Below are 24647 nucleotides of genomic sequence, written 5' to 3'. Positions count from 1 at the left end.
CTTGACAATGTCATCACCATATAAGAAAGGAGGAGCAGGAAATGGATTCTCTGAAAATGCTGAAGATAGCCAGAAATGGTTACATAGCAATTTCCCTGATCTTTTGTGCCATGGGATTGTTTCTTGTGTGCAAACCGGGATGTTCTGCGGTTATTTTTTGCACCATCATAGGTCTTTTGTTTATTGCTGATGGGATCATCAAGATGATCGGCTATTTTTCAAAAGATGTTTACTGTCTGGCATTTCAGTTTGATTTTGCATTTGGCATACTGATGGCAGCAGTGGGGATCGTGATCCTGGTAAGGCGCGAAAGTATTATGCACCTGATCTTTGCAGTGCTTGGGCTTATGGTACTTATGGATGCCCTGATACGGATACAGATGTCCATTGATGCCAGACGCTTTGGCTTAAGTCTCTGGTGGAGGATCCTGCTGGCAGCCATACTGGTTGGGATTTTCGGGATGATCCTGCTGATCGATCCTTACGGAGGGGCGAAGATGACCATGGTTCTTACAGGGATCAGCTTCCTGCTGGAAGGTGCCTTAAATCTGGGTGTAGCCATATACACTGTGAAAGTGATCGAAGGCAAATGGGACAGGTATGATCAGTAAAATAATTTATACAATATAGAAAGATGTATCTATAAGGAGGAAATTATGAAGATTACAGACAAGGTAAAACAGGCGGCTATCAGCGCCGCAGTAAAGCAGGGCTTAAGCTATCTGGAGAAAGATCCTGAAACCAATATTCCAAAGCTGATGGATCTGGTTGACAAGTACTCACCAGATGACTGGTATGCAGGCCAGAGAAATGCCATCCGTAATGCGATTAAAGATAAAGACAGCAACTGGTATCAGCTGATCATGCGTATTTATGATCTTGATCCTGAGGTAAGAAAAGTATTTTTCCAGAATTTTATCATCAATGCCAGCCTGAAAGGAAGTGCAAGACAGGATGAGGTGGCAGCAGAGAACAACTGTAATGTACCATGGGCGATCCTTCTGGATCCTACCAGTGCCTGCAATCTGCACTGTACCGGATGCTGGGCTGCTGAGTATGGACATAAACTGAACCTGAGCCTTGAGACCATTGATTCTATTGTAAGACAGGGTAAAGAGCTTGGTACTTATATGTACATTTATACAGGCGGTGAGCCTACCGTGCGTAAGAAAGATCTGATCAAGATCTGTGAAATGCATCCGGATTGTGAGTTCCTTTCTTTCTCCAATGGTACATTATTTGACGAGGAATTCTGTGATGAGATCCTGAGAGTAAAGAACTTTGTTCCTGCATTCAGCCTGGAAGGCTCTGAGGAAGCCAATGATGGGCGTCGTGGAGAGGGTATCTATCAGAAGGTTATGCATGCAATGAAGCTTTTGAAAGAAAGACATCTTCCCTTTGGTGTATCCACCTGTTATACAGGAGCAAACGTAGACAGTGTAAGCAGTGAAGAATATTTTGATCATCTGATCGATTGCGGTGCTCTGTTTGCATGGTTCTTCCATTATATGCCGGTAGGAAACGATGCTTCACCGGAGCTGCTTCTTACACCGGATCAGCGTGAGAAAATGTATCACAGCATCCGTAAATTCAGAGGTACAAAGTCTATCTTCACACTGGATTTCCAGAATGATGCAGAGTATGTAGGCGGATGTATTGCAGGAGGAAGACAGTATCTGCATATTAATGCAAATGGCGATGTGGAACCATGTGTATTTATTCATTATTCAAACTGCAACATCAAAGATACATCCCTGCTGGATGCACTGAAGAGCCCGATCTTCCAGGCTTATCATGATAATCAGCCATTTAATGAAAATATGCTCAGACCATGCCCAATGCTTGAGAATCCGCAGATCCTTCGCCGTCTTGTAAAAGAGACAGGAGCCAAGTCCACAGATCTGCAGTCTCCGGAGACAGCAGATCATCTGTGTGGTAAGTGTGATCAGTATGCAGCATGCTGGAAAGAAAGAGCAGACCAGATGTGGGCAAAGACTCTGGAAGAAAAGAAAGCAAAAGCAGCAGAATGATTTTTTTGCAGTAGCAAGCTGATAGAAACATAAAATAAAAGCGGTGCACTGTCATTGATCCTTGAAAGGATCTGACAGATGCACCGTTTTTTGATAACGGAATTTTCATCATGATTACACGGATTGTTCCGTGCTTTGCACTTCTACAAGCCTTCCCGTTATTCGCATATCGTGGGATTCTATTTTGTAAAGTAAAGGAAATCAGCACAGGGACGCTGGTAATCGCTGATCAGGCTGTTCATAACATTTCCATTGTAATACAAAGTGGCTGAGCCGCCTCCGTCCAGATTGTAGGCATAGGTGCAGCCATAAGACAGAAAGATATTAACCATATCCCAGTGATTCAGCCCTGTATAGGAACCGGTATTTGTAACAAGAAGCACGTAGTTACAAGGAGAGATCATCCCAATGGCAGTTCTTGGATAATATTTGGCTGTTTCGGACCAGGCTGGCTGTACTTTGCCATCTTTGATCAGCACAGGGCCAAAGTTGTAGGTATCCTTTACCCCATCTGCCAGCAGGTCTTTTCCCATCAGTCCCTGGGCAGGGGTATAAATGGTTCCGTCTTTTTTTACTGCCATCACACTATAACTGGTCATGTAATTTCCGTAGATCTTACCGTTTTTGATGCACATGCCCAGTGGGGAAGGCTTCCCTGTCTGGTAGCTGAAAGCACTGCCGTTCACACCAATGATCCCGCCGTTAGATGATACAGCACTGGATGTGGTCTGGCGTGTGCCTCCGTAAGTACCATAGGATAATGCAGAACGCAGCTGGGAAGGACTGGAAATATGTATTTTGGCAGCCCAGTAAGAAACCCCATGCATGGATTTTTTGCGAAGATCGATCTTCAGGGTGCTGCTTGTGTAGGTATAATGGGAGGAACTTAAGGTCTTGGCCGGCTGCGGCTCCCTGGTAGCAATCCTTTGACCGATGTTGTTAACATAAGCATCATCAATCCATTGATTCCTGGCCATAACGCCAGAGGCTTTATCAAAATAGTAATAGAAATTGCCTATTTTCTGCCAGCCCTTTGCCATGGTGGAGTCTGCCAGGAAGTAATAGCGTCTGCCTTTGGAAGTAAGCCATTTCTTTGCAATGGCAACCCCATTTTTGTCAAAACAGTAACGCTTGCCTTTGCTGGTAGCCCAGCGGTTGCGGAACATGATCCCTGTACTGGGAGAACAGTAATATCGCCGGCCTCCTTTTTTGAGCCAGCCAGAAGCACGGCGTCCGTTGGTATAGCTGTAATAGTAATTGCTCTTGTACTTGATACGGCCATACATCAGCCGTCCCTTCGTATTGTAGAAATAATAATGCTTGCCAAGCTTTACCCAGCCTCTTCTGGTGGAGGAGGTGGTTTTTACCTGGGTTTTGGAAGCCTTTACATAGGAAGCTGCCTGTGCGGAGGCAGTGTCTGTAAAGCCAAGAAAGAAAACAGACAGGCAGATCAGGAACCATTTCCAAAATCGCTGTGCCTGTACAGGTCTTGATACATCATTCATCATAATCATCCTCTTTAATGCATGGAAAAGCAGGAGAAGTCCTGCTTTTCTCAATAATCTGTTTTATGGTAAAAACGTCCGTTGATATAGTCTGTTTTGATCAGATTTACAAAGGCAGAAGGATCTGTTTCGTGTACCTTTTTCACAAGAAGCTTTGCTTCATCTCTGGATACTACGGAATAGAGCAGGCTGGTCCCCTCACCGGTATAGCAGCCATTCCCCTCAAAACGGGTGGCAGAATGGTGGGTCAGCTGGGAAATCTCGTGGTAAACCAGATCAGGATGTCTGGTAACGATGAATAGCGTATGCTTCTTGTAACGCTGATGAAGCATCTGTATAGTCTGGGTGGAGGTGAACTGGAAAATAATGGAGTACAGTGCACGGTCCCAGCCAAACAGGATACCTGCGGCCACAAGGATGCAGGCATTGGCACAGAAAACATAATTCCAGATATCTTTGCCGCTTTTTTCGGAAAAATAAATGGCAAAGAAATCGGTGCCGCCGCTGCTGGTATTGCCGATCAGACAAAGGCTGATGGAAAAGCCGTTGATCAGCCCTCCGAAAATGCTGATCAGTAGAGAATCATAGGTGATAGGCTGTGCAGGGATCAGGTCTGTAAGCACACTGGAAAGAAGGATCACACAACAGGAGCTGATGGTGAACTTCTTGCCGATAAAGCGGAAGCCTACGTAAACAGGAATACTATTCAGCAGGATATTGATCACAGTGTAAGGAATCTGAAGCCCTAAAAACTGGGCAAAAATGTTCTGGATCAAAAGGGTAAGACCACTGACGCCTCCTGGATAAAGACCGCCTGCTCTTACAAAGGTTTTGATATTAATGGCAAAAACAGTAGCTGCAAGTACAGCACAGCCATAGCGCTTACATTCATGCTTGATATTCAATTGTTCCATAACACTCTCTCCTTGTTACAGATGTTATTAGATGTTATTAATGGAAATCTGCCTCCCACCGTCCGGATGCTCCGCAGGGAAGGATCAGACCGTTATTTCTGACAGGAAGTCCGATCTCCTGGGAATCTACATGGCCATTGAACCTGCCAAGCTCTGTAGACAGCATATAAGTAAGTACAGCCGGTGCCAGCCCTGTAGTGTAGGAATTAACAAGGAAGAAAAGGGGCTGATCAGAAAGAAGGGAAGCACACAGCTTGATCAGGGGATGGATCGCTTCCTCGATCTTCCATACTTCTCCTTTGGGACCACGGCCATAAGAGGGAGGATCCATGATAATGGCATCGTAATGATTGCCCCTTCGGATCTCACGCTCTACAAACTTTACACAGTCATCTACAAGCCAGCGGATGGGGGCGTCTCCAAGACCTGAGGCCACAGCATTTTCTTTGGCCCAGGTAACCATACCTTTGGATGCGTCTACGTGGGTCACACTGGCTCCTGCAGCAGCTGCTGCAAGGGTAGCACCTCCTGTGTAGGCGAAAAGATTCAGCACCTTGATGGGACGACCTGCATTACGGATCTTGTCCCCAAACCAGTCCCAGTTGGCAGCCTGTTCCGGGAAAAGACCGGTGTGCTTGAAGCTGAATGGCTTCAGATGGAAGGTCAGCTCCTTATAATGAATGTCCCATTGCTGCGGCAGATCAAAAAATTCCCATTCTCCACCGCCTCTGGAGCTTCTGTGATAGTGTGCATTAGGCCTTTTCCAGCCTTTGTCTGTGCGTGGGGTGTCCCAGATCACCTGAGGATCCGGACGGATCAGAAGGTAGTCCCCCCATTTTTCCAGCTTTTCCCCACGGGAAGTGTCTATTACCTGATATTCTTTCCAGTTATCTGCAATCCACATGAAATAAAACCTCGTTCTTTTTGAATTTCCTTTGATGGCAGGTGTGCCTTATAAGGACAGTATAGTGGAAAAGGGAAGGTTGTGCAAGGCAAAAAGAGGGAAGGGATACAGTAAAATAATCATTGACAAATTTGATTATACTGTATTTGTATAGGTTGCATTGTACAGAAAAGATATGTTTATATATCAGGGCTTCATTTTCGGATTTCTCCCGGGCATTTATTATCTCTGTCATTTGCCAAACTCGCACTTACAGTGCTCAGACACGGCAAATAACAGAGAAATTAGCCCAGTCGAAATCTACGAAAGCCTCGCATGATATATAACCAAGATCTTTTCTGTCATGCAACTGACGATACGATATGATTAATTTGCCAATGTTTATTTTACTGTATCTGACGGTCCGGTGGTAAATATGGTTGGAATATACGAAAAAAGTGCATACCCCATATAAATATTGTATGGGGAAAAGGCTTGACAACCAATAATTTAGCATACTAAAATGTAACAGATATAGCCTCCGGCAGGATTGCAGAGGTGCGCAGGAGAAGTATGTCATGCAATTGCATGACGCGCACCTCGCAGCAAGAATGCCGAGGCATTCTTGAGGGAGTGGTAAAATCCCTTGAAATACAGGCAAGAGGAGGAAATTATGAAGAAATATACCGAAATGAACAAGGAAGAACTGCAGGCACTGAAAAAAGAACTGGACGCTCAGTTTGCAGAGGTAAAGGCACAGGGACTTGCCCTTGATATGTCCAGAGGAAAGCCAAGTGCTGCACAGCTTGATCTTTCTATGGAAATGATGGATGTTCTTGGCAGCGGTGATGACCTGAAATGCGAGACAGGGGTTGACTGCAGGAACTACGGGGTGATCGACGGTATTCCGGAAGCCAAAAGACTTCTTGGAGAAATGTCTGAGGTGGATCCGGATCACATCATTATCTACGGTAACTCAAGCCTGAATGTTATGTTTGACAGTATTGCACGTTCTATGACACACGGTGTTATGGGGAATACACCATGGTGCAAGCTGGATGAAGTAAAATTCCTCTGTCCTGTTCCAGGATATGACCGTCATTTCAAGATCACAGAGTTTTTCGGAATCCAGATGATCAATGTTCCTATGACACCACAGGGACCGGATATGGATATGGTAGAGGAGCTGGTAAGCAAGGATGCATCAATTAAAGGGATCTGGTGTGTACCTAAATACTCTAACCCACAGGGATATACCTATTCAAAGGAGACAGTTGAGCGTTTCGCCAGACTGAAACCGGCAGCACCGGATTTCCGTATTTACTGGGATAATGCATACAGCATCCACCATCTGTATGATGACAATCAGGATTTCCTGGTAGAGATCCTGGCTGAATGTGCAAAAGCAGGCAATCCAGATCTGGTCTACAAGTTTACATCCACATCCAAGGTAAGCTTCCCTGGATCAGGTATTGCAGCAGTAGCAGCTTCTAAGGCTAACCTGGATGATTTCCGCACTTATATGCAGATACAGACCATTGGTCATGACAAGCTGAACCAGCTGCGTCATGTAAAATTCTTTAAGGATCTGGACGGACTTCGTGCACACATGAGAAAGCATGCAGCCCTGCTTCGTCCTAAGTTTGAACTGGTACTGGATACTCTGGAAAAAGAACTGGGAGGTCTTGGTATTGGTCAGTGGACCAGCCCCCACGGCGGTTACTTTATTTCCTTTGATTCACTGGATGGCTGTGCAAAGGCAATCGTAGCAAAAGCAAAAGAAGCAGGCGTTGTGCTTACCGGAGCCGGTGCAACCTATCCATATGGAAAGGATCCGAAAGATTCCAATATCCGTATTGCACCGTCCTTCCCTACACTGGAAGATCTGGAAAAAGCAGCACAGGTATTTGTTTTATGTGTAAAACTCACAAGTGTGGAAAAACTATTAGCAATGTAAGAACAGCGGGCCTGTAAAGCCACAGACCCCTGTGACTGGATCGGAGGCAGTTTATGGCAGAAGAAAACAGGAAAATGGGAGCAGGAAAGAAGATAGTGATAGTTTTGATCGTGATTCTCCTCCTGTGTACTGTAGGAGCATATGCTTATGGAGTATATTATTTCAGCAGCCATTTTCTGCCTGGATCCACAGTAAATGGATTTAATTGTTCTTATATGACAGCAGGGGAGGCAGAGAGCCTTCTTGGAGAAAGAGTGCATGCATATGCACTGGCGATCGGTACGAAGAATAATGGACAGGAAGGGATCACAGCAGAGGACGTGGGACTTTCCTATCAGTCTTCTGGAAGTGTACAGAAGCTGATCAAAGATCAGAATCGTTATAAATGGTTCCTGGCTTTTGGACAGGATCAGGTGTATGATGTAGCTGAAGACATTTCCTATGACGAAGGGAAGATGACAAAGGCCATAGACAATCTGAAGTGCATGGATCCGGACAAAGTGGTCCAGCCTGTGGATGCCCAGATCAGGGATACAGGGGAGAAGTTTGAAATCGTGTCTGAGGTGGCAGGGAATGCCCTGGATCCTTTGAAGGTAAAGCAGGTGATCGCCAATGCAATGGTAACAGGACAGAACCAGGTGAATCTGGAGGATGAAGCCTGTTATCTGAAGCCGGCAGTATATAGCACAGATGAGCAGCTGATCCGTAATTGTGAGCAGATGAATCAACTGTCAGATGTGATCATTACCTATGATTTTGCAGACAGGACAGAAACAGTAGACAGAAGCGTGATTGCTGATTGGTTTAATATAGATCAGAACGGAGATGTGTATCTTGACGAAACACTGGTAGCAAAATATGTGGATGCGTTAGGATACAAATATGATACATTTGGAAAGACACGTACTTTCCTCACATATGATAACAGGGAAATTACAATAGAAGGCGGAGATTATGGATGGGCCATTGACCAGCAGGCGGAGACTAAGGCATTGATCGCAGCAGTAGAAAGCGGGGAAACCCAGGTGCGGCAGCCGGTTTATGCTTACTCCGGATGGAGCCGTGCAGCCAATGATATCGGCTACACTTATGTGGAGATCGACCTGACTAATCAAAGACTTGTATTTTATAAAGACGGGAAACCGATCATAGATACTCCTGTAGTAACAGGAAATCCAAATATAGATGGCTGTGCTACACCTACCGGATGCTTTGCACTGGCAAACAAAAAGTCTCCTTCTGTACTCACAGGAGAGGATTATGCAGCAGAGGTCACTTACTGGATGCCTTTCTCTGGAAATGTAGGGATCCACGATGCTGTATGGAGAACTGAATTTGGCGGTAATCTTTATCAGCTGGAAGGGTCTCATGGATGTGTAAATTTACCTTATGACCAGGCAGCAGCTCTTTACAGCAATGTGGAGATCGGCATGCCGGTAGTGGTATATCAATAGAAGAAAATGAATATAAGAAATTGGATATACGGAATTAGGTTATAAGAAATTAAATATAAGGAAATGAATATAAGGAGATGAATCTTATTATGAAGATCGTTGTTTTGGCAGGCGGAACCAGTACAGAACGGGATATTTCCATTATGTCAGGTACAGGCATCTGCAAAGCACTGAGACAGAAAGGACACCAGGCAGTTCTGGTGGATATTTTTTGTGGTACAGAGAATGTGGACTGGGCAGATCCTTTCCCTGAGGAATACGATGTTGACCAGGCTGTAGAATATATGAAGAGCTTTAATCCTCAGATTGAAACCATGAAAGCCGAAAGACGCAGTTTCTTTGGACCAAATGTACTGGAATTGTGTCAAGCAGCTGATATTGCATTTCTGGGACTTCACGGGGCTAACGGGGAAGATGGTAAAGTACAGGCGGCTTTTGATCTGATGGGGATCAAATATACAGGAACCGGTTATCTGAGCAGCGCCATTGCCATGGACAAATGTATGACAAAGGAATTTTTCCTGGCAAATCATGTGCCCACTCCTAAGGGGGCTACCCTGACAGGAGAAAATGGCTTTGATACAGATCTGTCAGTTCTTGGACTGGAGTTCCCTGTGGTTGTTAAGACCAGCTGCGGTGGTTCCAGTGTAGGCGTTTACATTGTAAATGACCAGAAAGAGTATGAAGAAGCTTTAAAAGAAGTAAGTATTTACGGAAACGAAGCAGTTGTAGAGGAGTACATAAAGGGGCGGGAGTTTTCTGTATCCGTAGTAGACGGAAAGGCGTATCCAATTATTGAGATCGCACCGATCCAGGGCTTTTATGATTACAAGAATAAATATCAGGCTGGATCTACCGTAGAAACCTGTCCGGCACATATTTCGCAGGAGTTGACAGACAAGATGCAGGATCTGGCTGTAAAGGCGGCAAAGGCTTTGAAGCTGGAAGCTTACAGCAGACTGGATTTTCTTATGAAGGAAAACGGGGATATGTACTGTTTGGAGGCAAATACACTTCCGGGGATGACTCCTACCAGCCTGATCCCTCAGGAAGCCAAGGTTCTGGGCATGGATTATCCACAGCTTTGTGAGGAACTGATCCGTTGCTCCATGAAGAAATACAGGTAAAGTTTATGAAGAATCTTACATTAGCAAATATTGCAAAGGCCTGTGGAGGTGTTTATCATGGGCCTGAAAATAAAAAAGACATACAGGTTTCCTCTATTACCACAGACAGCAGGCAGATACAGCCGGAAGGTCTGTTTGTACCCATAGCAGGTGAGCGGGTGGATGGACACACGTTTATCCCACAGGTTATGGAAAAGGGTGCTCTTGCCACATTATCAGAAAGACCACTGGAAGGAGCTCAGTATCCTTACATCCAGGTGCAGTCTTCTCTTCAGGCAGTGAAGGATATTGCAGAATTTTATCTTAAGCAGCTGGGGATACCGGTAGTGGGAATCACCGGCAGTGTAGGCAAGACAAGTACCAAGGAAATGATCGCTTCTGTTCTGAAGGAAAAATATAAAACCCTGAAAACCCAGGGGAACTTTAATAATGAACTGGGACTTCCCCTTACTGTATTCCGGCTGCGGGAAGACGATCAGATCGCAGTTCTTGAAATGGGGATCAGCGATTTTGGGGAAATGACCCGTCTTGCAAAGATCGCCAGACCGGATACCTGCGTGATCACCAATATTGGTACCTGTCATCTGGAGTTTCTGGGAGACCGGGACGGAGTATTAAAGGCAAAAACAGAGATTTTCCAGTATGTGAACCCGGATGGGCATATTGTGCTGAACGGGGACGATGACAAGCTGTGTACAGTGAAGGAATATCATGGTATAAAACCGGTATTTTTCGGCATGGATCAGGGACTGCCTGTTTATGCAGATGAAGTGAAAAGCCTGGGACTGAAAGGGATGTCCTGCAGGATCCATATGGGAGAAGAAAGCTTTCCGGTAAAGATCCCTATGCCTGGACAGCACATGATCTATAATGCACTGGCAGCAGCTGCTGTAGGCAGGATTTATGGACTGACCATCCCTCAGATCTGTCAGGGCATTGAAAGCTATGAATCGATCAGTGGCAGATTCCATATGATCGACACAGAGAAATATCTGATCGTAGACGACTGTTATAATGCCAATCCTATGTCTATGAAAGCATCACTGGATGTATTAAAGGATGCCGATGGCAGGAAGGTGGCAATCCTTGGAGATATGGGTGAACTGGGCGAGGATGAGATCGCCCTTCATGAAGGTGTGGGAAGCCATGCGGCAAAGTGCGGGATCGACCTTCTGATCTGTTGCGGCAGCCTTTCCGGATATATGGCACAGAAGGCAAAGCAGGACAATCCTTCTCTGGATGTGATCTATGAGCCGGATCGGGAGGCTTTGCTCAGTAAGATTGGAAGCTATGTAAAAGAAGGAGACACCATCCTTGTAAAGGCTTCTCATTTTATGCATTTTGAAGAATTGGTAAATAAACTGCAGAAAGTCTGAGACTTAGTGATCCTGCCGGCAAGCAGCTGGCAGGATATCAGCTGGGAGTCAATTCCCCAACTGATATAGCCTCCGGCAAGCTGCAGATGCGAAATTTGTCAGGCAGGTATAGAATTTGACGAACGATTTATGTACCGCAGGCTCCTGTTTCGGGGTATAATCTTCTTTAGCAAGAAGATATAAGGAGGAGCTTATGGTAAAAAAAATCATGGATCTGTACCTGCTGCTTTATTGTATGGCTGGACTTGGAGTCCTGGGCGCTGCAGGTATGCTTGCCACAAATCTTTCTTACAGAAGAATAATCAGAAAAACAGGCCGCTTATCAAATCTTAAAGAGAAGTGGCTTAATTTATGGAAAACAAGAGACAGGCTGCTGCATCGGATGAATCGATTTGTATGGTATTGTTCCCTGTTATCAACAGCGGTCCTGGGACTGGCTTTTTATCTGACAACTGCTTATGACCTGGAAAAAGGCATGCCATTAATCTATTTGTATATCGGAGCTGCAGTACCTGTGGTGCTGATGCTTTTAAGGTGGGGACTGGACTTTTCTTACAAGGAAAGCCTGGTCATGGGCACATTATCCGACTATATTGAGCAGATGCGTACTTGGGTGGAGGAGATCCCAACGAAGGAGAAAGCAGATCCTATCCTGAAGGAGCAGGTAGTGGACAAGATCACAGCCAGCATCCGCCAGACTGCTGCATCCGGCAGTCATTTCAGCAAGATGCTTACTCCGGAGGAGGAAGAGATCATGCGTGAGATCATACGGGAATTTATGGACTGAATCGTTACATTTAGGATACATGGGATGTGCACTTACGTCCGCCTTTATAAGCAGTGGGTAACAAATGAGTCTCAGTGAAGAGAGGAGATACAACATGAAGATCGTAATATTGGAAGCAGACAGTCTGGGAGAAGATATGGTATTTACTCCTTTTGAAGAGTTTGGGGAAGTGGTGATCTATCCTTCTTGCACCAGTGAACAGGCGCCTGAGCGTGTGCAGGATGCAGATGTAGTGATCGCCAATAAAGTACCTATCTGTGAAGCAACCATTGGACAGGCAAAGAATCTGAAACTGGTATGCCTTACTGCTACAGGGATCAATAACCTGGATGGGGATTATCTTAAAGCAAAAGGGATCGCTGCCTACAATGTGGCTGGGTATTCTACGAACGGAGTGGCACAGCATACCTTTGCACTGCTTTTCTATATTTTGGAAAAGCTGTCCTATTATGATCAGTATGTTAAATCTGGAGAATATGCAAGAGGAAGCTGTTTTTCCCATTTCGGAAAAAGCTTCTGTGAACTGCAGGATAAAACCTGGGGGATCGTTGGACTAGGCACTATTGGCAGAAGAGTGGCGCAGCTGGCAGAAGCCTTTGGCTGCAAGGTGCTGTGCTATTCAGCATCAGGACATAAGTATGACAGCAGATATGAGCAGACAGATTTTGATACTCTGCTGGCAAAGTCGGACTTTATTTCTGTCCATGCACCATTAAATGCATATACTGAAAATCTGTTTACGCTGGATGCTTTTAAAAAGATGAAGAATACAGCCATCTTTATTAATGTGGCAAGAGGAGCCCTGGTAAATGAGCAGGATCTGTACACAGCATTGACCACAGATGAGATCGCAGGTGCTGCACTGGATGTACTTTGCAGGGAGCCTATGGATCCGGAGAATCCGCTACTGAAGATACAGGACAGCACCAGGCTTCTGATCACACCTCATATTGCCTGGGCTGCAAAAGAAACACGTTTCCGGGTAGTAGAGGAGGTAGTCCAAAATATACGCCGTTTCCAAAGGGGAGATACTGTAAACCGGGTTTATTGAAGCGGCGGCAGATCCTGCCATAGCGGGATCATCACATCAATATAAAATTCAGTACCAATATGGGAGAACCGGGCGAAGCCATGGTATTTTTCAGCGATAGTCTCGATGGAAGACAGACCGATCCCGCTTCCTCCCTGTTTATACACGGGCAGATACTGCCCGTTTCTTTTGTTTATTTTTCCGTCAAAGTTGTTGGTGGAAACAATATAGAGATTCTTTTCCTTTTCTACAGATACGGACAGATCATGGTATTTAGGACTGTCTGTCACAGTATTACATCCTTTGATCACATTTTCCAGAAGATTTCCCACTAAAGTGCAAAGATCCACATCCCCCACAGGGATTTTGTAAGGAAGCTGGATTTTCCAGTGTGTCTTGATCTGCTGATTCTGTGCTGCCTGCTGATAGTAATTCAGCAGGGAGTTTAAGGCATAATTCTGGCAGAAATCACTGGTTTCCTTTACAGGCAGGGTTTTCATATATTCATCCAGATAAGAACTAAGAGAAGCGTAATCCTGTTCATTTAAAAGACCCTGGAGAGTGACTACAGTCTGACGGAAATTATGGCGCAGCACAGCTGTCTGCTCTATGTATCGCTGCTGTCTCTGATACAGGGATTCCTGCATGCTCATAAGCCGCAGCTTCCGGGAATTCTCTGCATTTGTCAGAATTGTCTGCGCTACAAAATAGAAAACAAAATAAATGAAACAAAGCATAAAGATCATACAAACCAGTATCTGCCAGAATACAGTAAATACACGATACGAATAAAGTACCTGGTAGTTATGGGGAATGATGAAAATATTCAAAATAAAAAATGTACAGGAAACAAGAGACATGGCGTACCAGGGGGCATCTGCCTTCAGAAAATGGATCAGCCTGCTTCCAAAATGGGCAACCGGCCACCCAAGAAGCAGAACCAGAAGAATACTGCATCCGAATTGAAAAAGACAGGCTTCCAGACTGAAACTGTTTGCAGGTGCAGCAGGATGGAGCAGGGCGTCAAAGCCTCTGGCAAAATTGCTGCAAAATGCCATCAGTGCTATGCACAGGCAGAACGTATTCAGGTTCTGGCTGAAACGGGTAGTAAGAAGGCGGTTGTAACCGATGAAAAATATGATGATCATAATCCCCACTGTGATATTGTCATCCAAATGAAAGAAAAATCCCAAACAGACTCCAGCAGGCACCATCAGGATGAAAAGAAGTGAAAATGCAAGGATCACGGACCGGGATGACCATTTCATATATTGCTTGGTGGGAAGAAAGCAGAAAATGGCTGCAGGGATAATGGCAAGGTAGGTGCAAACGTCAGAGAAAAAATACTGTAAAGTCATGAATGAAGTCTCCTTTCTGCCATCTTGTGACGGATGGAGGCAAACGTATAATCCTCCCATTGCTGACGGATCCTGGAAAGTCTGCGTGTAGATACAGGAAGCTTCTGGCCGTTGGAAAGGATACACAGATTGCTGTCAAAACCGGAAATGTAGTCCATATTCACAAGTATCCCCCGGTTAATCTGCCTGAAACGGCTTTCATTTTCAAGATCAGCAGTCAGCTTTGAAAAGCTGATCAGCGGATCATAACGGCCGCCTTTATTGTCTGTAACAACGGTACGGTGGTCATCAGAAAGGATGCTGATGATCTCACTATGGGGAATCCGAACCGTCTGGCGGTTATGAGTGAATTCCAGATACTGGATATCTGTCTGCATCAGACGCAGGGCATCCTGAAGGACACGGGAAATATCCTTCTGCGTGACAGGCTTTTGGAGATAGTCAAAAGCATGACAGTGGAAGGCTTGAGGCAGATGGTCACTGCTGCTTGTCAGAAAAACGATCAGGCAGCTTTCATCCTGTCTGCGGATCTGCTGGGCAGCTTCAATGCCTGGCAGTCCGTCCATATAGATATCCATAAAAAGTATGGAATATTTATGTGGGGTAAAATCTGCAAGCAGTTCCTCACTGCTGGAGTAGCAGGTGATGGAAAAATCTATATTGCTGGAATCAGCAAATTGCTGGATCAGCTTCCTGGTATGGGTAAGTACTTGGGGCATGTCATCAATTAATGCTATGTTCATTGTCTGTCACCTCTTATGTTTATGGTAAAGTATAACATGAATTCGGGAGAATGAACAGTATTTTCACAATTTGAAAAGCTAATGAAAAGCTGATTAAAAGCATATCAAAAGCATATCAAAGCTTGAAAAAGCTTATGAAAAACAGGAAAATGTGTTGTTTGTATTTATACTGCATGATATAATTTTTCGTGAAAGAATGTACAGAAATAAAAAATGTACAGAAACGAGGGAAAGAAGATGAAGAGAAAGAGGTTGAAACAGTTTTTATGTGCATTACTGACTGTATCCATGGTTGCAGGGCAGCCGCTTTCACTGCTGGCAGCAGAAGAAGCTGTGACAGAGGTGGGAGCTGAAGGATTTTCAGATGCACAGGAAGCCGTAGAGGATGTGGACGAGGAACAGGTGCTGGACGCATAGGAGATCCCGCCACAGATGTCTGGTGATACAGACAGTGTTTTTTCAGATGCATCCGATACAGCACAGACAGACTCCCTGTTTGGGGATGGCAGTACAGAGGCAGAAGAGTTCTCTGATTCCGGTGAGGAAGGATCAGAAGAGCCGGAAGCGCTTCTGTCTTTCAGAGAATATCTGGAAAGTCAGGGTGTGGATGTGGACAGTCTTTCAAAAGAAGAGAACATCCATCTGTATGAGGTCTATAAGGCCTATGTAAGACAGTACCTGGGAGTGAATCCGGAGACTGCGGCGGTTCATTCTTCAGGAACTGAAGGCTGGCTGAGAAATAATTATCTGGAAGCAGTAGTAAACAGCGAAGGCAAGTTTACCATGGGAACCTGTGAAGGAAATCCAAACTACGATTCTGACAATAACAGAAAGCTTCTGTATGGACATCCCAATCCAAATACATCAGAAACCCTGATCAAAGTAGGAGATCAGGAACGCTTTTTTGAGGCAGATACAGTAAACAGTGTGGGCAATAAAGTAATTGCCAGCATGACCTACAACGGTGTACAGATCATACAGACCCTGGAACTGGTAAAAAGCGGAAATGCCAGCTATGCAGATACAGTAAGGATTTCTTACCAGGCCATCAATGTATCCGGAAGTGCAGTAGATGTAGGTATCCGTATTATGCTGGATACCATGCTTGCTAACAATGACGATGCACCTTTCAGGATTCCAGGAGTAGGAAACCAGACCACGATCCGTACTTTTACAGGGGCAGCAATCCCTCAGTCCTATCAGGTATATGACCGTCTGGATGATCCCACCACACTGGCTACAGGATATCTTTACAGAGGAAATGAGCGCAGACCTGATGTGGTATATTTTACCAACTGGTCATCCATCCGTGGAGAATACTGGGATTATGATCCATATGAGGGAAGCAGTCTGGGAGACAGTGCAGTAGCGATCCGCTTTGATCCTAAAACACTGGCTGCCGGCAAATCCATGGAAGTTTCAACCTATTATGGAATCAGTGTAGGTAATTCCATTACAGCAGGCTCAGGTAATGAATCAGTAGGGAAAAACCAGTTCCTGATCAAGGTAAAGGATACCGGTACAGAAGAATATCTGGAAGATGTGGATGTTGCTCTTACAGGACAGAATGGGCAGACACTTCAGGGAAAAACAGATGAAAACGGCAAGATTCTTTTTGATGACATAAAAAGCATTGCCGGAGATGTGGATATTAGCATTTCCAAAGACCAGTATCGCACCAAGGTGATCCGCAAGAAACTTAAGGGTGGAGAATCAATGGTCTTTACCCTGAAAAATCTGAATGACACCACTCCGGAGATTGAGTCCGTTACAATGGGAGACAAGAACCTTCTGATCGATACGGTTTCATTTCTGGAGGATTCAAGCGCTGAGATCGCAAAAGCCAAGAATACAAAGACCGTTAAGATCAATGTTGAGTCCGACATGGATGACTGTGTCTATTTCCTGATGCAGGACGAGTCTGTGGTAGCCAAGAATAAAACCGGTGTATTTGAATTCAAAACACTGGAAAAGAAAAACGGCACTGTGATCGAGAAGCTTACTTCCCAGTCAAAAAGATACGTAAAATGCGTTTCCAAGGATGGTAAATCTTCCAAAGAGATCCAGTTTGGACTGAAGGTTTCCAAACCAGTAGTTTCGGCAAAGGGTATTACCAAGATGAAATTCATGACCATGGGAGAGGGGAATGTGGGAAAATCTTCCCTTGCAGCCTTGTTCATGGGAAATGCCCTGAAATTCGGTATGAATGATCTGCTGGATCTGGAAGTGAAAACCGATGACAATGGAAAGGTAAGCGTTGGTCTGAATCTGAAGTTTATGCCTAGCACCCAGAAGGAAAAGGAAAAGCTGAACAAAGAACTTCTGGAATCTAAGGCAAAGGACTTTAAGCTTGGAAAGAAGCAGCCAAAGCTTAATATAGGAAGCTTTAAGACTACATTTAATGTTGCCGGATATGGAGAAGGATATCTGGATAACGGAAAGGTAATAGTCAATATAGTCGTCAGGGCATGCGGTTCTGTTTCTGGAAGCCATACCACCAATTTCTTCTGGATCGTTCCTACATACATCTCAGTAAGCGGAGAAGGAAAGATCGAAGCAGAGATCAGAGGAAGTATTATAAACCAGAACGGATTGAACCTGAACGGACTTTTGCCGAAATGGACCAGCGGAACCATTGCACCTTCTATCTCTGTAGCAATTGAAGGCGGCGTAGGTTCCAAGGGGATTGTCAATTTTGGCGCAGAGGGAAGAGGAACCGTTAAGTATACAGCGGACTTTGTAAAGTCTACCCAGCTTTGTGAGCTGACAGCATCTGCCAGCCTGAAAGCTGCAGTGTGGAAGTTTGAGAAGAGTTTGAAGCTGGCAGAGGCTACGGTCACTGTATATGACAGCAACCGGAAGGATCGTTCTGTATATTGCCAGGATCAGAATATTTACGATGAACTGAATGCACAGCCTTTCCTTCTGGCGTCAGAGGAAGGTGTGGAGACAGATAACGGAATTACTGCAGGCTCGGATTCCAATCCCATTTTTGTAAATGCAGGCGGAACCAATTATAAATTCTGGATCCATGAGGATCCATCAAAGCAGATCTGCAACAGCAGCCAGCTGGTATATCAGAAAGCAGGAGAAACAGGATATACCATTATTGACGATGACGGAACTTCTGACTTTGCACCTGCAGTTGCAGTAGACGAAGCAAAGAAAGTGATCTATGTGGCATGGCAGGATACAAAGAAGGCCTTTGACGATTCTTCCGCTACGGTAGATCAGATGGCAAACGCATCTGAGATCTGTGTAGCTGTGATCCACTATGGCAGCGGTTCTGATATGATCCGTACATATCCTCTTACAGATAATAATGTGACAGATACCATTCCTGGAATCGCAGTGAAAGACGGTGTTGCATATGTGGCATGGTATCATACTGAAAACAAGGCGCTTGAGACTACACTGCCAGGTTATGTATACTATACTTCTATCAATGCAAATGGTAATAAAGGAAGCGTACAGTCTGTAGATATTGGATCAAACCGTTATATTTCCCAGATCTCTGTAGCTGCATCAGGCTCCGGCCCGGTTGTTACCTATACCTTTACCTCTGGTGAAGGCGTACAGGCCCTTGCAGATGTAGATGAAACAAGACAGAGCGGCTATATTCAGATCAATACAGGTGAAACAGGAAATCTTGGTACAGAGGAAGGAAGTGCAGCCTCCGGCATCATTACCGGAAGCCTTGATGGAACAGAGTATATGTTCTGGTATCAGGATGGGAATATTGCTTATAAAGCAAATGTAAATGACAAAGCTTCTTATGTGTTTGACCCGGCACAGCTTCCGGAAAATCTTACAAAGGATTTCCAGGTGATCAGTTCCCAGACAAAAACCTATATCCTGTGGACTGCCACTGCTTCATCTGATCAGGATCAGAATCAGAAGGCTGTCTATGGATGTATCTGGGAAAAGGGTGCTTTTGGAAAGGTACATTGTCTTGGAAACCTTGGAGCAGGTATTATTTCCGGCCTTTCAGGAGCCTTTAATGAGGATGGCAAGCTGGTACTTTCCTACAACAGAGCAGAATATGACGAAAATGGCACCACAAAATATTCTGATCTGGAAGAAAAGACAGTAGAAGAAACTGTGGATCTGAAGATCCAGTCAGTAGATTTTGAGGACAGCGATGTTGCTTCTGACCAGGCTCTGCCGATGACGGTCACTGTAAAGAACAATGGAAATCTTGCAGCAGAGGGAATTGATCTTTCCTACATTTGTGCAGAGAAAGATTATGAAGTTGGTCAGGGTCATAAAGACGTAGTGATCCAGCCTGGTGAAGAAAAACAGATCCAGATCGATTACCCTGTTCCGGAACTGAATGTGGATGATGAGCCGGAAACTTACAGAATAGAAGTGTCTGCGGCTGGCAGTGGGGTACGCCAGGATGCAGCAGAGTTTGAACTTGGCTATCGTGTGCTTTATGTAGAGCAGCTGGATGATGTAATGATGGATAATCAGGAATGTATCGTCCTGCAGATTGTAAACGACAGCGGTCTGGAAACTAAAAACGTAGGCTTCCGTATCCTGGCAGATGCTAAGGACGGTGCTGTGCTTTACACGGAAAATATGGGAACCCTGGAGCCGGGAGAAGTACGGACTGTTTATTTCCCAAGAACCACAATGGATGGTTCCAAGGCAGCATACCTGTATCTGGCTACAGATTCTCCAAGACGTAATGAAGAGGATGCATATTCTCTTCTCAGTAATTCATCAGAAAATGTGCGTCTGCTTACAACAAGCTCCTTTAAGATCACAGCTGGTGAAGGCGGAACCATTGTAAGCGAAAATGAGAAGAACTATGATTCAGACACAGAAATAGATGTGATCGCAGCTGCAAAGAATGGTTATGTGTTTGACCACTGGACTGCAAATGCTGGAATTTTTGAAGACGAAGACAGCCCAAGCACTACCTTTATCATGCCTGAGAAGGATGTGGAGGTTACTGCACTCTTTAAGAAAGAGAAAAAGGCGACTGGTGTATCCTTACCGGAAACACTGGAACTTTCTGTTGGAGATGTGGAGCAGTTAAATGCAACAGTTACTCCATCAGATGCAAGTGACAAATGTACATATACAACAGAGCAGACAGATATCATCAGTGTAAGTAAAAAAGGCGAAGTAGAGGCCCTGAAAGCAGGAACAGCACAGATCAAAGTGACCTGCGGAGCTTATTCTGATACTTGTAGTGTAACTGTAAAGGATGTTCCTGTAACAGATATCCGCATGATCTATCCAACACTGGAACTGGATGGTGTGGGAGCGCAGGACACGGTAGAAGTACTGCTTACTCCTTCCAATGCAACAGAAGCCCTTACTTATACTTCTGATCATCCGGAGATCGTATCTGTAGATGAAAATGGAAAAGTAACTGCTAATGCAGTGGGAGATGCAGAGATCACAGTCAGCACAAAGAGCGATGTGAAAGGAACTTGCAAGGTAAGAGTGACGAATCCGCTTACCGGTATCCAGATCAGTGAAAGTGCATTAAAACTTAAGAAAAATGATTCAGCTGTTTTAAGTGTGAATTTCCTGCCCTTTGATACAACAGAAAAGCAGGGAGTTGACTGGACCATTTATGATACAGATGTGGCAGAACTGGTTACATCAGGAGAAAACAACAGCATTGCTTCTGTTAAAGCAATATCTTCAGGAACAACACTGATCGAGGCAAGTATAGGAGATACCTTCCATGCATATTGCAATGTAACGGTTTATGTACCTGCTGAAAGGATTACCCTGAATACTCAGAATATTACCATAAGAGATGGACAAAGCTATTATCTGAGTTATGATATTTATCCGTCAGATGCAACGGACCGTGTTACTTTCACATCCAGCAATTATGATGTGGCTGACGTATATGGTGATGGTGAGGTCTATGGACGAGATCCAGGAACTGCAGTGATCACTGCAGCTACAGAAAGCGGTCTTTCTGCTTCTTGCCAGGTAACTGTTGTAGCTCCGGAAGATAACATGGTGAATGTAACAGATCTTAGCCAGTTTCAGTCAGATCATCCATATGCAAACAATGAAGACAGAACCTGGAGCTATCATGTAGATGGTGCTGGTTCCGTGTCCATTACCTTCAGTTCGGATACCGAGACAGAGGATGATTTCGATTACATTTACATCATGGATGGCACAGGAAAGAAGGTTGGTACTTATACAGGTACAGAGCTTCGAAACCGGACAGTTACGGTTTCTGGAAGCACCATTAAGGTAAGACTTACCTCTGACAGCAGTTATGCAAAATATGGATTCCGGGTGGTAAGGGCATCAGGAACCACATCCATTGGCTATGCACAGATTGCGGCAGTTCCCAATCAGTATTACACAGGAAGTGCTGTAACACCTGCCCTTAATATTACTTATATGGGACGTACACTTACTGCAGGTGTGGATTATACAGTATTCTATTCCAGCAATATCAATGTTGGAAAGGCAACTGCAGTGATCAGCGGTCTTGGAAGCTTTGCAGGATCCGCAACAGTGGAATTCTACATTGTGAAGCCTAACCTTAAGAAAGTAACCGGAGGCAAAACGGTTAGTGCTACCCAGAAGAAACTGACCATTGGCTGGAATCAGCAGTCTGGTGCAACCGGATACTATGTATATCGCTATGAAAAAGCGAAAAAGAAATATGTGCTGCGTGCAACCTTAAACGGCGGTACCAACACACGGTATACGGATAAAGATAAGAAACTGAAGTATGGCACCAAGTACAGATACAAGGTGATTCCATTCTTTATCCAGGGCAGCTTAAGCGCCAAAGGCCCGGCAGCAGTGATCGAAAGTACACTGGCACCGAAGAAGGCAGCCATCTCCAGAGTAACAGGCGGCAAACGATCTCTGACTGTGAAATATGGCAGAATTTCCAGAGTCAATGGATATGAGGTTTATGTTTCAAAAAGAAAGGGAAGCGGCTATAAGCTGGCTGCTACTGTAAAGAAAGGTACAGTTACAAAAGCAACTGCTAAGAGGCTTACCAGCAAGAAAACCTATTATGTGAAAGTGCGTGCATATATCAGCACAAAGAGCGGTAAGGTATACGGAGCGTATTCCTCACCGAAAAAGGTACGTGTGAAGTAACAGAAGCGTGCTATAAATAAAGCTTACAACGCAAAGATGGCAAGATAATGACAAAACGGAGAAGTTCCCGGGAATGTGGGGGCTTCTCCGTTTTTTTCTGGATTCAGTAAAATAAGATGATGTTATATGCGGCTTGTATCATGAGTTCCATTCATTTAATCTTCTTCAATTACTTGGATCTCCAGGTAGTCAAAATCAATTTGTTCAATAAAATTATCCTGGTAAAAACGCGCTTTATCATGCTTCTGGAAATGGCGGACCGTAGTATCCAGCCAGATGGGATTGCCAAGATCCATATCATAACAAAGCTGTTCAAGACAGTGGAAAACCTTGTGTGTGCGGGTGTCTTCACGGTCATCACATACCACTTCGTCTTTAAGCATATGGTTGTCTTTCCAAATTTTCCCCCATAAACGGAACATATATTTACCTCCCCGTCAGATCTGCCCCAGGGCTATACTTGCTTTTGGGATTCTGTCTTCTGGCTGCGTTTTCGATTCAGATATCGTTCAATGCGGAGAAGAGCTTCTTTCAGCTCCTCAATGGAATAAGCATAAGAAATACGGATAAAACCTTCACCGCAATCGCCGAAAGCGCTGCCTGGAACAACGGCTACCTTTTCTTCCTTCAGAAGGTCAAGGGCAAAATCCTCACTGGTCATGCCAAATTCCCGGATATCCGGGAACATATAGAAAGCTCCCTCCGGAAGGAAACAGGGGAGCCCAAGACGCTGCAGCTCATGATAGAGGAAACGACGTCTCTGGTTGTAGGATTCCCGCATGTAAACAACATCCTGATCGCCGTTGTACATGGCTTCAATTGCAGCATACTGGCTTACGGTAGGAGCACACATGATGGCATACTGATGGATCTTGATCATTTGCTTCAGGATCTCCTTATTGCCCAGAGCATAGCCCAGACGCCAGCCGGTCATGGCAAAGCCTTTGGAAAAACCATTGATCACAATGGAATACTCCTTCATGCCGGGAAGGGATGCAATGGATACATGCTCCTTTCCATAGGTAAGTTCGCTGTAGATCTCGTCTGAGATCACCAGAATGTGATGCTCTTTGATCACATCCACAATAGCCTCCAGATCCTCTTTTTCCATAATGGCTCCTGTAGGGTTATTGGGGAAAGAAAGGATCAATGCCTTGGTCTTGGGAGTGATGGCTGCCTCCAGTTCCTCACGGGTAAGGCGGAAACGATTTTCGGCTTTTAATTCAATTGGAACCGGAACACCATCCGCCAGAAGGATACAGGGCAGATAAGAAACGTAGCTGGGCTGAATATAAATCACTTCATCCCCTGGATTAATAATGGTACGGAGAGCTACGTCGATAGCTTCGCTGCCGCCTACAGTAAGCATGATCTCAGATGCAGGATCATAGGTAAGTCCTGTACGTCGTTTGGTAAAGTCAGAAACTGCTTTACGAAGCTCCATCAGGCCGCTGTTAGAAGTATAGAAGGTCTTGCCGGCCTGCAATGCCTGGATCCCGGCCTCACGGATGTGATATGGAGTTTCAAAATCCGGTTCTCCAACACCAAGGGAGATGGCTCCAGGGATCTCCTTTACTATATCAAAAAATTTACGTATTCCAGATGGCTTTAAAGCCTTTACCTTTTCAGATAGAAATTCATTCATGGTGTCATTATCATTCTTTCATCAGATTTTTTACTGTTAAAGTCAACGCCCAGTTCTTTATATTTGGTAAGGGCGAAATGGGTGGCTGTGCTTTGTACCTCATCAATAGAGGCAAGCTTACCGGAAACAAACAGGGAAATCTCCTTCAGGGTTTTTCCTTTTATCATAACAAGGAAATCGTAGGCTCCGGACATCAGATAAAGAGAAAGTACCTGCGGATACTGTTTGATCCGGTCTGCCAGCTGCTGATAGCCATTGCCTCCCTGCGGGGTGACATGAAGCTCTACAAGAGCTGTAACATCGTTGTCATTTACTTTATCCCAGTTGATCAGTGTATGATAACCACAGATAATATGCTTTTTTTCAAGGGATGCGATCTCATCATGGATCTGCTCCTGTGTGACGTCAAGCATGATTGCCAGTTCTGCATTGGTCAGCCGGCTGTTATTTTCTAATAATTTAAGAAGCTGTTCTCTGGTATGGTTCTCCATTTTTGTTCCTCCTGCTAAAATCGCCAAATAAGGTTATTCTTGCGTTAATCATTAGGGTATCACTCTTTTTCAGTGGTTTCAACATAAAAATAAATTGGTTAATGATTATTTATTATTTTACGGCATTGCCTTGGTAACATCTTACTCTTGTGACTTGAAAAAGTAAATTCCAGTGCAAAAGTAAATTTCACAGCACTTTAAATTTTGTTGTTTTTACGAGAGATTTTTAAGCAAAATCTCTCG

18 protein-coding genes are annotated in these 24647 nt (G+C 44.6%); 10 read left to right on the top strand and 8 right to left on the bottom strand.

Features of this window, described 5'->3' with window-relative positions; all coding sequences use genetic code 11:
- The first annotated feature begins 41 nt into the window (after positions 1–41).
- Entirely contained in the window at positions 42–611 is a 570-nt protein-coding gene (locus tag G5B11_RS05470) for an HdeD family acid-resistance protein (protein WP_173727135.1), read from the top strand.
- 45 nt (positions 612–656) lie between these two features.
- Entirely contained in the window at positions 657–2030 is a 1374-nt protein-coding gene (locus G5B11_RS05465) for a radical SAM protein (protein ID WP_173727134.1), read from the top strand.
- A gap of 179 nt (positions 2031–2209) precedes the next feature.
- On the opposite strand, the gene G5B11_RS05460 is transcribed toward G5B11_RS05465, so the two are convergent.
- From G5B11_RS05460 to G5B11_RS05450, 3 genes are read right to left on the bottom strand one after another with little or no spacing between them, the layout of a single operon-like run.
- The gene (locus G5B11_RS05460) at positions 2210–3538 is read right to left on the bottom strand and encodes a phosphodiester glycosidase family protein (RefSeq protein WP_173727133.1); all 1329 of its coding nucleotides are present in this window, start codon (positions 3536–3538) and stop codon (positions 2210–2212) included.
- Between the two features lie 47 nt (positions 3539–3585).
- Positions 3586–4449 (bottom strand): YitT family protein, encoded by an 864-nt coding sequence (locus G5B11_RS05455; protein WP_158421191.1) that lies wholly within the window; start codon positions 4447–4449, stop codon positions 3586–3588.
- A gap of 37 nt (positions 4450–4486) precedes the next feature.
- Positions 4487–5353 (bottom strand): class I SAM-dependent methyltransferase, encoded by an 867-nt coding sequence (locus G5B11_RS05450; protein ID WP_173727132.1) that lies wholly within the window; start codon positions 5351–5353, stop codon positions 4487–4489.
- 652 nt (positions 5354–6005) lie between these two features.
- Between G5B11_RS05450 and G5B11_RS05445 the strand changes: the two genes are divergently transcribed.
- From G5B11_RS05445 to G5B11_RS05420, 6 genes are all read left to right on the top strand, one after another.
- Complete coding sequence (locus G5B11_RS05445) at positions 6006–7289, top strand: aminotransferase (protein WP_173727131.1); 1284 nt, start codon at positions 6006–6008, stop codon at positions 7287–7289.
- A 53-nt stretch (positions 7290–7342) separates the two neighbouring features.
- Entirely contained in the window at positions 7343–8743 is a 1401-nt protein-coding gene (locus G5B11_RS05440; protein ID WP_173727130.1) for a L,D-transpeptidase family protein, read from the top strand.
- A gap of 89 nt (positions 8744–8832) precedes the next feature.
- Positions 8833–9870 (top strand): D-alanine--D-alanine ligase family protein, encoded by a 1038-nt coding sequence (locus G5B11_RS05435; RefSeq protein ID WP_158421210.1) that lies wholly within the window; start codon positions 8833–8835, stop codon positions 9868–9870.
- A 5-nt stretch (positions 9871–9875) separates the two neighbouring features.
- Positions 9876–11246 (top strand): UDP-N-acetylmuramoyl-tripeptide--D-alanyl-D-alanine ligase, encoded by a 1371-nt coding sequence (locus tag G5B11_RS05430; protein ID WP_173727129.1) that lies wholly within the window; start codon positions 9876–9878, stop codon positions 11244–11246.
- A gap of 193 nt (positions 11247–11439) precedes the next feature.
- The gene (locus G5B11_RS05425; protein ID WP_158421186.1) at positions 11440–12033 is read left to right on the top strand and encodes a hypothetical protein; all 594 of its coding nucleotides are present in this window, start codon (positions 11440–11442) and stop codon (positions 12031–12033) included.
- 94 nt (positions 12034–12127) lie between these two features.
- The gene (locus tag G5B11_RS05420; protein ID WP_173727128.1) at positions 12128–13084 is read left to right on the top strand and encodes a D-2-hydroxyacid dehydrogenase; all 957 of its coding nucleotides are present in this window, start codon (positions 12128–12130) and stop codon (positions 13082–13084) included.
- On the opposite strand, the gene G5B11_RS05415 is transcribed toward G5B11_RS05420, so the two are convergent.
- The gene (locus G5B11_RS05415) at positions 13078–14421 is read right to left on the bottom strand and encodes an ATP-binding protein (protein ID WP_173727127.1); all 1344 of its coding nucleotides are present in this window, start codon (positions 14419–14421) and stop codon (positions 13078–13080) included. The two genes, G5B11_RS05420 and G5B11_RS05415, sit on opposite strands and share 7 nt — an antisense overlap.
- The gene (locus G5B11_RS05410; protein ID WP_173727126.1) at positions 14418–15164 is read right to left on the bottom strand and encodes a LytR/AlgR family response regulator transcription factor; all 747 of its coding nucleotides are present in this window, start codon (positions 15162–15164) and stop codon (positions 14418–14420) included. Before G5B11_RS05410 ends, G5B11_RS05415 begins: the two co-directional genes overlap by 4 nt.
- Before the next feature lie 237 nt (positions 15165–15401).
- On the opposite strand from G5B11_RS05410, the gene G5B11_RS05405 reads away from it, so the two are divergent.
- Together G5B11_RS05405 and G5B11_RS05400 are read left to right on the top strand one after the other, a co-directional pair.
- On the top strand, positions 15402–15581 hold the full coding sequence (locus G5B11_RS05405) for a hypothetical protein (RefSeq protein ID WP_173727125.1): 180 nt from the start codon (positions 15402–15404) through the stop codon (positions 15579–15581).
- Between the two features lie 15 nt (positions 15582–15596).
- Positions 15597–22268: an Ig-like domain-containing protein gene (locus G5B11_RS05400; RefSeq protein ID WP_173727124.1), complete on the top strand. Its 6672-nt coding sequence runs from the start codon at positions 15597–15599 to the stop codon at positions 22266–22268.
- 155 nt (positions 22269–22423) lie between these two features.
- Here the strand turns inward: G5B11_RS05400 and G5B11_RS05395 are convergent, their stop codons facing one another.
- From G5B11_RS05395 to G5B11_RS05385, 3 genes are read right to left on the bottom strand one after another with little or no spacing between them, the layout of a single operon-like run.
- Positions 22424–22690, bottom strand: a complete 267-nt coding sequence (locus tag G5B11_RS05395; protein WP_158421181.1) for a hypothetical protein — start codon at positions 22688–22690, stop codon at positions 22424–22426.
- 32 nt (positions 22691–22722) lie between these two features.
- Positions 22723–23913 (bottom strand): pyridoxal phosphate-dependent aminotransferase, encoded by a 1191-nt coding sequence (locus G5B11_RS05390; RefSeq protein WP_173727123.1) that lies wholly within the window; start codon positions 23911–23913, stop codon positions 22723–22725.
- A complete protein-coding gene (locus G5B11_RS05385; protein ID WP_173727122.1) occupies positions 23910–24404 on the bottom strand; it encodes an Lrp/AsnC family transcriptional regulator in 495 nt (164 codons plus the stop codon). The genes G5B11_RS05390 and G5B11_RS05385 overlap by 4 nt, the downstream gene beginning before the upstream one ends.
- Positions 24405–24647: the final 243 nt, after the last annotated feature.

Source organism: Blautia glucerasea (assembly GCF_013304385.1).
GTDB lineage: Bacteria > Bacillota > Clostridia > Lachnospirales > Lachnospiraceae > Blautia_A > Blautia_A ammoniilytica.
The sequence above is the reverse complement of the archived record's forward strand: the minus strand, read 5'-3'. Positions and strand labels throughout refer to the sequence as shown.

What these genes read in the sequence shown, in the direction of transcription:
- G5B11_RS05400 (WP_173727124.1), top strand. Translation starts at nt 15,597, where the DNA reads ATGTCTGGTGATACAGACAGTGTTTTTTCAGATGCATCCGATACAGCA.
- G5B11_RS05435 (WP_158421210.1), top strand. Translation starts at nt 8,833, where the DNA reads ATGAAGATCGTTGTTTTGGCAGGCGGAACCAGTACAGAACGGGATATT.
- G5B11_RS05410 (WP_173727126.1), bottom strand. Translation starts at nt 15,164, where the DNA reads ATGAACATAGCATTAATTGATGACATGCCCCAAGTACTTACCCATACC.
- G5B11_RS05455 (WP_158421191.1), bottom strand. Translation starts at nt 4,449, where the DNA reads ATGGAACAATTGAATATCAAGCATGAATGTAAGCGCTATGGCTGTGCT.
- G5B11_RS05390 (WP_173727123.1), bottom strand. Translation starts at nt 23,913, where the DNA reads ATGAATGAATTTCTATCTGAAAAGGTAAAGGCTTTAAAGCCATCTGGA.
- G5B11_RS05470 (WP_173727135.1), top strand. Translation starts at nt 42, where the DNA reads ATGGATTCTCTGAAAATGCTGAAGATAGCCAGAAATGGTTACATAGCA.
- G5B11_RS05450 (WP_173727132.1), bottom strand. Translation starts at nt 5,353, where the DNA reads ATGTGGATTGCAGATAACTGGAAAGAATATCAGGTAATAGACACTTCC.
- G5B11_RS05445 (WP_173727131.1), top strand. Translation starts at nt 6,006, where the DNA reads ATGAAGAAATATACCGAAATGAACAAGGAAGAACTGCAGGCACTGAAA.
- G5B11_RS05395 (WP_158421181.1), bottom strand. Translation starts at nt 22,690, where the DNA reads ATGTTCCGTTTATGGGGGAAAATTTGGAAAGACAACCATATGCTTAAA.
- G5B11_RS05420 (WP_173727128.1), top strand. Translation starts at nt 12,128, where the DNA reads ATGAAGATCGTAATATTGGAAGCAGACAGTCTGGGAGAAGATATGGTA.
- G5B11_RS05430 (WP_173727129.1), top strand. Translation starts at nt 9,876, where the DNA reads ATGAAGAATCTTACATTAGCAAATATTGCAAAGGCCTGTGGAGGTGTT.
- G5B11_RS05415 (WP_173727127.1), bottom strand. Translation starts at nt 14,421, where the DNA reads ATGACTTTACAGTATTTTTTCTCTGACGTTTGCACCTACCTTGCCATT.
- G5B11_RS05385 (WP_173727122.1), bottom strand. Translation starts at nt 24,404, where the DNA reads ATGGAGAACCATACCAGAGAACAGCTTCTTAAATTATTAGAAAATAAC.
- G5B11_RS05460 (WP_173727133.1), bottom strand. Translation starts at nt 3,538, where the DNA reads ATGATGAATGATGTATCAAGACCTGTACAGGCACAGCGATTTTGGAAA.
- G5B11_RS05465 (WP_173727134.1), top strand. Translation starts at nt 657, where the DNA reads ATGAAGATTACAGACAAGGTAAAACAGGCGGCTATCAGCGCCGCAGTA.
- G5B11_RS05405 (WP_173727125.1), top strand. Translation starts at nt 15,402, where the DNA reads ATGAAGAGAAAGAGGTTGAAACAGTTTTTATGTGCATTACTGACTGTA.
- G5B11_RS05440 (WP_173727130.1), top strand. Translation starts at nt 7,343, where the DNA reads ATGGCAGAAGAAAACAGGAAAATGGGAGCAGGAAAGAAGATAGTGATA.
- G5B11_RS05425 (WP_158421186.1), top strand. Translation starts at nt 11,440, where the DNA reads ATGGTAAAAAAAATCATGGATCTGTACCTGCTGCTTTATTGTATGGCT.